The following is a 12,407-nucleotide window of genomic DNA, read 5'->3' as shown; positions in this document are numbered from 1 at the left end:
ATGTCCGAATCCGAACTCATCTCGCTGCAGCGCGCGAACCAGGAGTTGCGCGCGTTGAACGAAAGCCTGCGCAGCGCGCAGCACCAGTTGCTGCAGTCCGAACGGCTGGCGTCGATCGGGCAGCTCGCCGCCGGCGTGGCGCACGAGATCAACAACCCGATCGGCTATGTCTTCTCCAACTTCGGCACGCTGGAAGCCTATCTCGAGCGCCTGTTCGAGATGCTCGAAGCCTACGAGCAGGCCGAAGCTGAACTGGCCGACAGCGCCGTCGCGACCCGGCTCGCGGCCCTGCGCGCGCGCGTCGAACTCGACTACCTGAAGCAGGACATCCCGCTGCTGATGGGCGAGTCGAAGGAAGGCCTGTCGCGCGTGCGCAAGATCGTGCAGGACCTCAAGGACTTCTCGCGCGTCGACACGCATCAGGAGTGGGTCTGGGCCTCGCTGCACCAGGGCATCGACTCGACGCTGAACATCGTCGCGAACGAGATCAAGTACCGCGCCGACGTGCGGCGCGAGTTCGGTGCCCTGCCCGACATCGAATGCCTGCCGTCGGAGCTGAACCAGGTGTTTCTGAACCTGCTCGTCAACGCGGCCCATGCGATCGGCCCGCAGCGCGGCCTGATCGTGGTCCGCAGCGGCGTCGCCGGTGACCAGGTCTGGGTCGAGGTCGAGGACAACGGCAGCGGCATCCCGGCCGCCCACCTGGCGCGAATCTTCGACCCCTTCTTCACCACCAAGCCGGTCGGTCGCGGCACCGGCCTGGGCCTGTCCCTGGCTTATGGGATCGTGCAGAAGCATCATGGCCGCATCGATGTGCGCAGCGAACCGGGCCACGGCACCTGCTTCCGCGTCACGCTGCCGGTGCGACGCCCGGCCGTCGAAGGCCTGGCGACATGACGGCCGCGAACCCGACCTGGACGCTGCTCGCCGTCGATGACGAGCCGAATATCCTGGCCGCGCTGCGGCGGCTGTTCCGCGCCACGGGCTGGCGCATCCTGACAGCCGGGCACGCCGAGGAGGCGCTGGCGATGCTCGCCGTGGAGACCGTCGATGCCGTGCTGTCGGACATGCGCATGCCGGGCATGGACGGTGTGCAACTGCTCGAACGCGTCAGCCAGGGCTGGCCGCGGACGGCGCGCCTGTTACTGACGGGCCAGGCCGATCTGGGCTCGACGATCGCCGCCATCAACCGCGGCCGACTGCATCGCTACATCGTCAAACCCTGGAACGACGCCGAGCTGGTGCTGACGCTCCGCCAGGTCGCGCAGGGTCAGCAACTCGAGGCCGAGAAGCAGGCGCTGGAGCGGCTGACGAGACACCAGAACGACGAGTTGAAGGCCCTCAATGCGGGGCTGGAGGCCCGGGTCGCGCTGCGCACCGAAGAGCTGGCGGGCGCCAACGACCGGCTCAAGCGCAACTACCTGACCTCGATCAAGGCCTTCACCGCGCTGATCGAGCTGCGCGGCAGTGCCCAGGTCGGACACGCGCGGCAGGTCGCCGACCTGACCCGGCGCATCGCGCAGGTGATGACGCTGGACGCCGGCGCCGTCCACGATCTGCCGATCGCCGCGCTGCTGCACGACATCGGCCACATCGGCCTCAGCGACGCGGTGCTGGCGCGACCCGTGAACCGGCTCGACCGCGACGAACTGCAGCGCTACCGGCTGCACCCGATTCTCGGCGAGCAGGCCCTGCTGGCCAGCGACGACATGCAGGGCGTCGCGCCGCTGATCCGCGCCCACCACGAGCGCTGGGACGGGCACGGCTTCCCCGATGGATTGCGTGGCGCGGCGATCCCGGTCGGGGCGCGCATCCTCGCGGTGGCCGACGTTTTCGAGGACCTGCGCAGCGGCCGGATCGACGGTTTGGCGCTGAGCCCGCTCGATGCCCGCCGCGCCGTGCTCGCCGGGCGCGGCAGCCAGTTCGACCCGACTGTCGTCGATGCCTTCGCGAGCCTGTTCTCGGCCGCACCGCCCAAGCCGACCGTGTCGACGCTGCGCCTGCGCACTGCGGACCTGCGCGCCGGCCAGACGCTGACGCAGGATTTCGTATCGGCCGAAGGCGTGCTGCTGCTGTCGGCCGGCCAGCGGCTGAGCGACGACCTGATCGGCCGCATCCGGGCCTTCGAGCGCAAGCACGGTCTGGCGCTGATGCTGTCCGTCCAGGTGTCGCCGGAGACTCGACGATGAAGCGCCTGCTGATCGTCGACGACGAGCCGCCAGTGCTGCACGCCCTGCGGCGCCTGCTGAAGCGGCACTTCGAGCCGCAGCAACTTGATGTGGAAGTCTGCGCCGACCCGCTGCGCGCCCTGCAGCGCCTGCAGCAGGCGCGCTTCGACGTGCTGATCAGCGACTACCGGATGCCGCGCATGGACGGCGTGACACTGCTCGCCCGTGCCCGGGACGTGGACCCGCGGACAGTGCGCATGATGCTGAGCGCCGCTGCCGAGTTCAGCACCGTGGTGGCGGCCGTGAATCGTGCCGAGGTCTTCCGCTACATCCCGAAGCCATGGAGCGAACCCCATTTGCTGGCCGATCTGCGTGCTGCGCTGGAGTTCGACCCTTGTGCCACCCTGGGCCCCGGCGAACTGGAACGACGCCGGCTCGAGGCGCTGGAGCCCGGTATCACGCAGGTCGACTGGGGCCCCAACGGCGAGGTGCTGATGCCGGGCCACCTGGCGACTCGACCGAGCCGACTCTGAGCCGCGTGTCGTCAAGACCAACCGAAAGCACCGCACGACACGTGCGTGCGCTTGCGCGCCCGATGCCTTCCCATTCACGTCGAATGTTGGCGGGCCTTGGCGCCTCGGGCGCTACTGCCAGCCATGGCGGCGAAGGTAGAAGCGCTTCATCGCCGTCGCCAGGGCGCCATAGGCCAGCAGCATGGCCGCCAGCCAGCCGAAGTACGCGCCGGGCAACGGCACGAACTTGAAGTAGCCCGCCAGCGGGCCCATCGGCAGGAAGATGCCGACCGCCACGATGGCCAGCGTCGTGAGCGTCAGCGGCGTGGCAGCGCGGCTCTGCACGAACGGCAGCTTCGGCGTGCGCAGCATGTGGACCACGAGCGTCTGCGTCAGCAGCCCGACGACGAACCAGCCCGACTGGAACAGCGCCTGATTCGCCACGCTGTCGGCGGCGAACACCCACCACATCAGCGCGAACGTGGCCAGGTCGAACAGCGAGCTGACCGGCCCGAAGAACAGCATGAAGCGGCCGATGCCCCGCGGGTCCCAGGCGATCGGCTTGTCCACGAGTTCCGGATCGACATGGTCGAACGGAATGCCGGTCTGCGCGATGTCGTACAGCAGGTTCTGCGTGAGCAGCTGCAGCGGCAGCATCGGCAGGAACGGCAGGAAGGCGCTGGCGACGAGCACCGAGAACACGTTGCCGAAGTTGGAGCTCGCGGTCATGCGGATGTACTTGAGCATGTTGCAGAAGGTGCGGCGACCTTCGATCACGCCTTCGTCCAGCACCATCAGGCTCTTCTCGAGCAGGATGATGTCGGCGGCCTCCTTCGCGATGTCCACGGCCGTGTGGACCGAGATGCCGACGTCGGCCGCGCGCAATGCAGGCGCGTCGTTGATGCCGTCGCCGATGAACCCCACCACGTGGCCGTTGCGCCTGAGCGCCCTCACAACGCGCTCCTTGTGCAGCGGTGCGAGCTTGGCGAACAGCCGGTGGCGTTCGACGGCGCCGGCGAGCTCGCCCTCGCTCATCGGCTCGATCTGTGCGCCGAGCAGCACGTCGCCCGCTGCCTCGCTGCCGACCAAGCCGACCTGCCGGGCCACGCTGGCCGTGACGAACTCGTTGTCGCCACTGAGCACCTTGACCTGCACGCCGTGCGATGCCAATGCCTGCAGGGCCGGCGCGGCGGAGTCCTTCGGCGGATCCAGGAAGGCGACGTAGCCGATCAGGGTCAGCCCGCCCTCGTCGGCGACCGAGTAGACGGTCTGGTCGGGCGGCAGGTGTTTGACGGCGACGGCGATGACGCGCAGCCCCTCCTGGTTCAGCCCCTGCGTCACGTGCTTCAGCCGCGCCAGCACGGGCGGGTCGAGCGCGCCGTCCTGCGCCGTGGAGCCGCTGCCGGTGCGCACACGGGTGCAGGCGGCCAGCACCTCCTCCACGGCGCCCTTGCAGATGAGCTCGTGCTGCTCGTCGCGTTCGGACACGACCACCGACATGCGACGGCGCTCGAAGTCGAACGGAATCTCGTCGACCTTGCGGTAGTCCTGCGTGAGCTTCAGCTCGGCCGGCAGCTCCACATGGGCGAGCACCGCGCGATCGAGCAGGTTCTTCAGCCCCGTCTGGTAGTGGCTGTTCAGGAACGCGAAGTTCAGCACGTCGTCGGACGGGTTGCCGAACGCGTCGGTGCTGCGTGCCAGGGCGACCTGGTCCTGCGTGAGCGTGCCGGTCTTGTCGGTGCACAGCACGTCCATCGCGCCCAGGCTCTGGATCGCGTCGAGCCGTTTGACCACGACCTTGCGGCGAGACAGCATCACGGCCCCCTTGGCCAGCGTGGAGGTCACGACCATCGGCAGCATTTCGGGGGTCAGGCCGACGGCCACCGAGAGTGCGAACAGCGCGGCCTGCAACCAGTCGCCCTTCGTGAGGCCGTTGATCAGCAGCACGATCGGCACCATCACGAGGCCGAACCGGATCAGCAGCCAGCTCACGCTGTTCACGCCGGCCTGGAACGCGTTCGGCTCCGCCTCGGTCGCCACCACCCTGGATGCGAGCGCACCGAAATAGGTGCGCCGCCCGGTCGCCACCACCACGACGGTCGCGGACCCGGAGACCACATTGGTGCCCATGAACGCGAGATTGCTCTGGGCGAGCGGCTCGTCGGTGTCGACAAGGCGCTCGGCGTGCTTCTCGACCGGCAACGATTCGCCGGTCAGCGCCGCCTGCGCGACGAACAGGTCCTTCGCGACGAGCACCCGGCAATCGGCGGGAACCATGTCGCCCGCGGCCAGCACCACGAGGTCGCCGTGCACGACCTTCCGGATCGGGATCTCCAGCTGTCGGGACGCCGCGTGGATCGCTGGATCTCCTTTCGTGGCGGCCCCGCGCCGGATGACCAGCGCGGTGTTGCCCACCAGCGCGACCAGGTGTTCGACGGCCCGCCGGGAGCGCCCTTCCTGTGCGAACCGGATGAGCGTGCTGAGCCCGACCATCACGCCGATCACGACGGTCGCGCGCCGATCCGCGCTCAGGTAGGACACGGTGGCCAGCACCGTCAGCAGAAGGTTGAACGGATCCTTGTAGCAGTGCCACAGGTGCACCCACCAGGACACCGGCCGGTCGTGCTCGACATCGTTGACGCCGGCATGCGCCAGCCGCGCGGCCGCTTCGCGCACGCTCAACCCGTCGGCGTGCGATTCGAGCCGGGCGAGCGCGCCCGCCGGTGTGTCGTGCGCGACGAGCAGCAGCGACCGCGTCAGCTCGGCGCCCGCGGCGCCTGCCGGCCCGTGACCGGCGAAGGCGTCCACCAGCGGATGCCGGCCGAAGTGCCGCCGCGTGCGGCGCCGACGCAGGAAGCCACTGAACCTTCGGGTCAGACGGCCCCAGTCCCCCGCCCTGCCCGCGCTCAGGTCGGCGCCTGCGCGTGGCATGGTGCAACGGCGGGTCGGGACAGCGTGACGATGCGCTTGATCTTGCCGGTGCGTCCCGGCTGCGCCGGCTCGCCGCAGCGGCAGCGGATGCGCAACCCGGGCGCGCCCTGCTCCGCGAGGAACGCTGCGAGCATCCGGCCGGCGCGTAGCAGCGTGTCCCGGGCCGTGCCGCCCTGCAGCCCGGACCGCAGCAGCAGGTCCCGGGGCCCCTGCTGGACGAGCTGGAAGTCGAAGAGTCCGGCCTCGTCCTCGAGCACCGTGCTCAGCGCGAGCGGCGACACCTGCACCAGGCGGTCCTTCGCCGCCGAGAAGCACAGCGTGTCGTCGCTCCGGCCCTCGACCTCGATGAGCGGGAGATGCGAGCCGCACGCGCACGCCGTGGCATGGAGCGTCACCCGGTCGCCGAGGTCGTAGCGGATCAGCGGCTGCACATGGTTGGCCAGGTTGGTCAGCAAGGTCGTCGCGCCCGCAACGCCCGGCGGCACCGCGGCGCCGCGTTCGTCGACCGATTCGAGGATCGCCCAGTCGCTGTTGAGGTGCAATTGGCCGAGCCGGCATTCGGACGCGAGCGACAGGAACTCGGAGGCGCCGTAGCTGCTGGCCACCGGGCAGTCGAACGCATCAGCGACGAAGCGGCGCATCGACGGCGTGACCGTCTCGCCCCCCAGCCACACCTCGTTCAGGCCCACGCGCAACCGCCCGGCACGTTGTTCCGCGGCCAGCAGCACCGCGGCGCTCGGATAGGTGGCCAGGCTCGTCGGCCCCCATGCATTCAACCGGGCCACGAGCTCCGGCATCGGCAACAGCAGCGAAACGGCGAGCATGCGTGCGCCGAGCAGCGGGTTCAGGCAGCGCAGCCGCTCGATCGACACGATGCTCGCGAAGTGCCCGCCGATCGCGCCGACGAACGCCGTCCTCGCCTGCATGCCCCACGGGTCCCACCAGCCCTGGAACGGGCGCAGCGACGGCCGGCGCAGCCCCTCGAGCGCGTCGTAGGTGGCCATCGCCGCGCTGTCCTGGACGAAGACGCCGGGCTCGCCGCTGCTGCCGGAGCTCTCCCACACCGTGTAGCGCCCGAGGAACGGCGCGGCGATGCGCGCCGGGTCGGCGACGAACGCGCGCAGCGCGGCCAGGCGCAGATCCGGGTCGGCGACCCAGTCCGCGAACCGGGCCATCAGCTGGGTCTTGTGCATGACCGGAAGGGATTGCAGCGAGAGCGTGGACAACTCGCGCCCGCGCAGCAGGCGCCGGTACAACGGCGAATCGCGCGCCGCAGCGGCCAGCAGTGCGGTCAGCCGCGCCCGGCGACGGGTGTCGAGCCCGGCCTCGTCGGCCAGCGACGCGGCCGCGACGTCCGCGGCGAGGGCGCAGGATCGCCAGGCATCGAACGGCGGCAATGCGGTGCTGCCCGGCACGCTCACCCCTCGAGGAACGCGACGGTCTGCTGGTTTCCGATGTTCAGCATATCCATCATTCGAGCATTGCCCCCGTGCCCGCCGGTTGCGCTGGATCAGCCCGGACGAACTCCTGTCATGCCGAAATGGCGCTCGCCGAGCCACCTGTACCTCACCTCATGGCCCTTCCACCCCCATCTCGTTCATCGGCTTCCGGGCCGCGTCCGCTGCGCGTGCTCTCGCTGGCCGGAGGGGGCTTCCTGGGGCTGTACACGGCCGTCGTCCTGGAGGCGCTCGAGGCGCGGACCGGTGTTCCGCTGGCGCGCCGCTTCGACCTGCTGGCGGGGACCTCGATCGGCGGTGTGCTCGCGCTCGCGCTGGCGTTCGAGATCCCGATGTCGCGGCTGGTGACGCTGTTCAAGACGCACGGGCCGGATGTCTTTTCGGGCCGCTCGATGCCCACCGGCGCCCTGGGCCGGCTGCTGGACCTGAGCCGCTCGGTCCTCGGACCGAAGTACTCGGGCGAGCCCTTGCGCAACGCGCTGCGCGCCCACCTCGGCCACCAGCGGCTGGAGGATGCGCTGCACTCGGTGGTGATTCCCGCAGTCGACGTCGAGCGGTGCCGGACCAAGATCTTCAAGACCCCGCACGCGTTCGCTTCGCGCGGCGATGGCGAGTTTCGCGCCGTGGACGTCGCGATGGCGGCCTGCGCCGCACCCGCCTACTTCCCGGCGGTCCGGGTCGGCGAGCGGCTGTACGCCGACGGCGGGCTGTTCGCGGTCGCGCCGGACCAGGTGGCGCTGCACGAACTCGAGCACTTCATGAAGATGGATCCGCGCCGGGTGTCGATGCTGTCGATCGGCACCGCGACCGCGCATTACCGGCCGGCATCAGGCGTGAGCGACGATGCCGGTGCCGTCGGATGGCTGGCCGACGGCCGGCTCGTGCTCACGCTGCTGTCGGCCCAGCAGCAGCACGTGCAGGCGATGCTGGAGGACCGCCTGGGCGATCGCTACCTCCACCTCGACGCCGACTGGCCGCCCGACGCGGGCCTGGGGATCGACGTGGCGACGCCGGCAGCGATCGCCACGCTGAGCGGGCTGGCCGAAGCCACGGTCCGTGACGCGCCGGTGCAGCGCCTGGCCGCGTTCCTGGCGTGAGCGGCCGAGAGCCGACCCGCGCCCTGCCTCAGAGCCAGACCCAGATCCTTCGCAACCAGGCCGGCGTGCGGTCGGGTTTGGGCTGGTAGTGTTGTCGCAGGAACTGGTGCATCGGGGGCCTCCTTGGATGTCGATACTGTATGTTCATACAGTATTGAACGCAAGCCCTCCCCCATCCACCGGCAGAATGGCGCCCTGATGACGCCGCTGCCCGATCTGTTCCATATCGCGTTCTACCGGTTCGTGCGGCTCGACGATCCGCAGCGTGCCGCTGCCGTGGTGCGCGAACTCGGCGATGGCCTGCACGGCAGCGTGCTGCTGGCGGTGGAAGGGGTCAACGGCATGCTGGCCGGGCCGGCCGCGGTGCTCGACCGATTCGAGCCCGCGCTGCGCAGCGACCGCCGGCTCGGTGGGGTGTTTGCCGGCCTTTCCTTCCGCCGCACAGCCTGCGCCGTCGCACCGTTTCGCCGCCTCAAGGTCCATGTGCGCGCCGAGGTGCTGCCGCTCGGCGTGCCGGCGGTCGACCCGCTCGGCCGGCGCGGCGTGCAGCTCGATCCGGCGCAGTGGCGCGCGCTGCTGGACGTGCCCGGCGCGGTGGTCATCGACAACCGCAACGGCTACGAATTCCGCCTCGGTCGGTTCCGCGGCGCGCTCGACCCTCAGGTCGGCAACTTCCGCGACCTGCCCGCCTTCGTCGCCGCGCATGCGGCCGAGTGGAAGGCCGAGCGCCGCCCGCTCGCGATGTACTGCACCGGCGGCATCCGCTGTGAAAAGACCGCCGTGTGGATGGAGGACGCGTTCGGCCTGGAGGTCGCGCAGCTCGAGGGCGGCATCCTGCGCTATCTGGCCGAGGTGCCGGACGCGGACCGGGACTGGCAGGGCGAATGCTTCGTCTTCGACAACCGCCTCTCGCTCGACGCGGCGCTGCGGCCCGGCACCGCCCGCCTTGTCGACGTCTACGGCCACGCGCCCGACGAAGCCTGGCGCCTGGCCCGGGCGCGCCGGCTCGCGGCCGACACCGCATGACAACGCCCGCTCCGCTGCCGACCCGCGACGGCGTCGGCGCGAGTTGCGTGGTGCTGCCGGACGGACCCTGGCCGACGATCGCGGCGTTCCTGGTCGAGCGTTTCGCACGGGTCGCGCCGCAGGCGTGGACCGAGCGGATCGCCGCCGGCCGGGTGGTCGACGCGGCCGGCGAACCCGTGACGGCCGACCGGCCCTACCAGCGCGCGCTGAAGGTCTACTACTACCGCGATCCACCGGCCGAAGCCGAGTGGCCGCAGCCGGAGACGCTCGTCTATCGCGACGCGCACATCGTCGTCGCCGACAAGCCGCATTTCATGCCGGTCACGCCGTCGGGGCGCCACCTGCACCAGACGCTGCTCGTGCGGCTGAAGCGCAGCCTGGGGATCGACACGCTGGCGCCGGTCCACCGCATCGACCGCGAGACTGCGGGGCTGGTGCTGTTCACGATCGACCCCGCGACACGCGGCCGCTACCAGCGCCTGTTCGCCGAGCGCGATGTCGACAAGCGCTACGAGTGCATCGCGCCGTGGCGCGCCGATGCGCCCGCTTCATTCGTCCGCCGCAGCCGGCTCGTCGACGATCCCGCGCACTTCATGCGGATGGCCGAGGTCGAAGGCGAGCCGAATGCCGAAACCATCGTTCGGGTGATCGAGCGGCGGGACGCGCTCGCGCGCTACGAACTCGCGCCGCGCACCGGCAAGCGCCACCAGCTGCGCGTGCATTGCGCGGCGCTGGGCATGCCGATCCTGGGCGACCGCATCTACCCTGCCCTGCACCCTGCGGATACCGACGACACGGCCGATCCGCTGCGCTTGTTGGCCACGTCGCTGGCGTTCACGGACCCGGTGACCGGCGCGGCGCGCCGCTTCGAGAGCGCGCGCCGCCTGGAATGGCCGGACGACGCGTCAGCGAGCCGTCACCAGTAGCCGGTGCGGTCGTAGTGGCGGTAGATCTCGGTCTCCTGCGCGCGATCGGGCGGCAGGGTCGGGTCCCATTCGGGCGCGCTTTCGATCGCGGCGCGCGTCATGTTCACCGACACCGTGTTCTCGGCCCAGCTGACTTCCTGGATCCAGCCCGGCGCAACCAGCACCTGGTGCCCGGCCCACCAGTTGCTCGTGTCGATCACGAGGTAGCGGATCGCCCAGTCGGCCTCGTCGACGATGAAGCCCTGCACGTGGCCGATCTCGCCGTCCTGTGCCTTGATGTGGTAGCCGGTCACGTCCTTGCACGAGCGCAGGTGCGGGTCGTCGTCGGCATGCTGGGCGGCCTGCTCGGCCGCCAGCGCGCGCTCGGTCTCGAGCACACCGACGCCGGAGAGTGCCGCCGGCGGCGCCATGCCGGCCTCGGGCAGCATCATTCCGGGCAGCGCGCCCGCGCCCCAGATGCCCACGCTGTCCCAGTACGGCGCGTAGCCGTAGTAGCCGAGGTAGTCGGCCTCGTGCTGGCGCGAGACCGGCTTGTCGGTGTCGATGTCCGGGCTGTTGCGCACCTGCTCGCGCGTGGTCGACACCGGCAGCACGTGGGCCGCCTCGTCCGGCCGCCCGATCGCGTGCGGCGAGATCAGGACCTTGCGGCTTTGCAGCCAGCTGCCCGTCTCGACGATCAGGTAGCGCACGACCCAGCGGTCGTCGTCGAAGTAGAAGTCCTTGATCGAGCCGACGTCGCCGTCAGTCGTGCGCAGCGCGTAGCCCTGCAGGTCCTTGAGATTGCGCAACATGGGTTCCCCTTCTCGTTCCAGTGCGACGAGTCTGCGGAGCGGACCGCGGCGGGTCTGTCGGCAGCGAGGGCCCTGCCCGGTAGGAGCGGGCCTACGCGCGGGGGCCGAGTCAGTGGTCGTTGTGCAGGTAGCTGCCGTGCCGCGGGAGCCGCAGCGCGACCAGGAACGCGATCACCATCATCACGGTCACGTACCAGTAGAACGCCGGTTCATGGCCCGCGTCCTTCAGGTACAGCGCCACGTATTCGGCCGAGCCGCCGAAGATCGCGTTGCCGATCGCGTAGGCCAGGCCGACGCCGAGCGCGCGGATCTCGGGCGGGAACATCTCGGCCTTCACGATGCCGCTGACCGAGGTATAGAAGCTCACGATCGCCAGCGCCAGCGTGATCAGCGCCCCGGCCATCAGCGGCGATGTCACCGCCTGCAACGCGCTCAGGATCGGCACGGTGCTGAGCGCGCCGAGCGCACCGAACAGCAGCATGTTGTTGCGCCGCCCGATGCGGTCGGACAGCGCACCGAACAGGGGCTGCATGCACATGTAGAGGAACAGCGAGACCGTCGACACGGTGGTCGCGGTGCGCGGCGTCATGTGGACCGAGTTCACCAGGAACTTCTGCATGTAGGTGGTGAAGGTGTAGAAGATCAGCGAGCCGCCGGCGGTGTAGCCGAGCACCGTGAAGAAGGCGGCCTTGTGGTGGCGGAACAGCTCCGCCATCGTGCCGGCCCCCTTGCTGCCACGGGTCTCGGCCGTCGTGGTCTCGTGCAAGGTGCGGCGCAGCAGCAACGCGATCACCGCCGTGATCGCGCCGATCACGAACGGGATGCGCCAGCCCCAGGCCTTGAGTTCGGCGTCGGTGAGGAAGGTCTGCAGCAGCACCACGACGAGTGCGGCGAGCAACTGCCCGCCGATCAGCGTGACGTACTGGAACGACGAGAAGAAGCCGCGCCGGCCCTTCAGCGCGACCTCGCTCATGTAGGTGGCGGTCGTGCCGTACTCGCCGCCGACCGACAAGCCCTGCACCAGCCGGGCGAACAGCAGCAGGCCCGGCGCCCACGCGCCGATCTGCGCGTAGGTCGGCAGGCAGGCGATCACCAGCGAGCCGCCGCACATCATCACGACCGAGATGACCAGCGAGGTCTTGCGGCCCTTGCGATCGGCGATGCGGCCGAACAGCCAGCCGCCGATCGGCCGCATCAGGAAGCCGAGCGCGAACACGCCGGCGGTGTTGAGCAGCTGCACCGTCGGGTCCGACTTGGGGAAGAACGCCGGCGCGAAGTAGAGCGCGCAGAAGGCGTAGACGTAGAAATCGAACCACTCGACGAGGTTGCCGCTGGACGCGGCGAAGATCGCGAAGATGCGGCGGTTGCGCTCTTCCGGGGTGTAGATGCCGGCCGTACCGGCCGCGGGTTGGGCAAGGGTGCTGGACATGTCGCAAAGTATCCGCGTGTGCCCGCGCCGAGGCCAGCACGGAAACAAAAAACTGCAGAAGGCGCTTGCA

Annotated in this window: 10 protein-coding genes; 6 read left to right on the top strand and 4 right to left on the bottom strand. The window is 70.0% G+C overall.

All coding sequences use genetic code 11. The annotated features are described in order from the left end of the window. The 3 genes from ASC76_RS26460 to ASC76_RS17925 are packed head-to-tail and all read left to right on the top strand — an operon-like array spanning position 1 to position 2,701. Positions 1–897, top strand: coding sequence for an ATP-binding protein (locus ASC76_RS26460; protein WP_056469427.1), 897 nt, complete (start codon positions 1–3; stop codon positions 895–897). After that, the gene (locus tag ASC76_RS17930; RefSeq protein WP_056469426.1) at positions 894–2,189 is read left to right on the top strand and encodes an HD domain-containing phosphohydrolase; all 1,296 of its coding nucleotides are present in this window, start codon (positions 894–896) and stop codon (positions 2,187–2,189) included. Before ASC76_RS26460 ends, ASC76_RS17930 begins: the two co-directional genes overlap by 4 nt. Then, the gene (locus tag ASC76_RS17925) at positions 2,186–2,701 is read left to right on the top strand and encodes a response regulator (protein WP_056469423.1); all 516 of its coding nucleotides are present in this window, start codon (positions 2,186–2,188) and stop codon (positions 2,699–2,701) included. The genes ASC76_RS17930 and ASC76_RS17925 overlap by 4 nt, the downstream gene beginning before the upstream one ends. 111 nt (positions 2,702–2,812) lie before the next feature. On the opposite strand, the gene mgtA is transcribed toward ASC76_RS17925, so the two are convergent. Further along, positions 2,813–5,611: a magnesium-translocating P-type ATPase gene (gene mgtA / locus ASC76_RS17920; RefSeq protein ID WP_082549257.1), complete on the bottom strand. Its 2,799-nt coding sequence runs from the start codon at positions 5,609–5,611 to the stop codon at positions 2,813–2,815. After that, positions 5,587–7,026, bottom strand: coding sequence for a phenylacetate--CoA ligase family protein (locus ASC76_RS17915; protein WP_157615782.1), 1,440 nt, complete (start codon positions 7,024–7,026; stop codon positions 5,587–5,589). Before ASC76_RS17915 ends, mgtA begins: the two co-directional genes overlap by 25 nt. A gap of 212 nt (positions 7,027–7,238) precedes the next feature. Between ASC76_RS17915 and ASC76_RS17910 the strand changes: the two genes are divergently transcribed. The 3 genes from ASC76_RS17910 to ASC76_RS17900 all read left to right on the top strand — a co-directional run bounded on the left by ASC76_RS17910 (position 7,239) and on the right by ASC76_RS17900 (position 10,117). After that, entirely contained in the window at positions 7,239–8,165 is a 927-nt protein-coding gene (locus ASC76_RS17910; RefSeq protein WP_056469421.1) for a CBASS cGAMP-activated phospholipase, read from the top strand. A gap of 198 nt (positions 8,166–8,363) precedes the next feature. After that, positions 8,364–9,191 carry a rhodanese-like domain-containing protein gene (locus tag ASC76_RS17905; RefSeq protein ID WP_056469417.1) on the top strand — a complete coding sequence of 276 codons (828 nt, stop codon included), beginning with the start codon at positions 8,364–8,366 and terminating at the stop codon, positions 9,189–9,191. Beyond that, positions 9,188–10,117, top strand: coding sequence for a pseudouridine synthase (locus ASC76_RS17900; protein WP_056469415.1), 930 nt, complete (start codon positions 9,188–9,190; stop codon positions 10,115–10,117). The genes ASC76_RS17905 and ASC76_RS17900 overlap by 4 nt, the downstream gene beginning before the upstream one ends. Here ASC76_RS17900 and ASC76_RS17895 read toward each other — a convergent pair. Both ASC76_RS17895 and ASC76_RS17890 read right to left on the bottom strand, forming a co-directional pair. Then, on the bottom strand, positions 10,108–10,908 hold the full coding sequence (locus ASC76_RS17895; protein WP_056469412.1) for a PRC-barrel domain-containing protein: 801 nt from the start codon (positions 10,906–10,908) through the stop codon (positions 10,108–10,110). The two genes, ASC76_RS17900 and ASC76_RS17895, sit on opposite strands and share 10 nt — an antisense overlap. A 109-nt stretch (positions 10,909–11,017) precedes the next feature. Continuing rightward, complete coding sequence (locus tag ASC76_RS17890; protein ID WP_056469409.1) at positions 11,018–12,337, bottom strand: MFS family transporter; 1,320 nt, start codon at positions 12,335–12,337, stop codon at positions 11,018–11,020. Positions 12,338–12,407: the final 70 nt, after the last annotated feature.

Source organism: Rhizobacter sp. Root404 (assembly GCF_001425865.1).
In the GTDB taxonomy this organism is placed as follows: domain Bacteria; phylum Pseudomonadota; class Gammaproteobacteria; order Burkholderiales; family Burkholderiaceae_C; genus LMDS01.
Note: the sequence above shows the minus strand (reverse complement) of the source record. Positions and strands in the feature narration are given on the sequence as shown.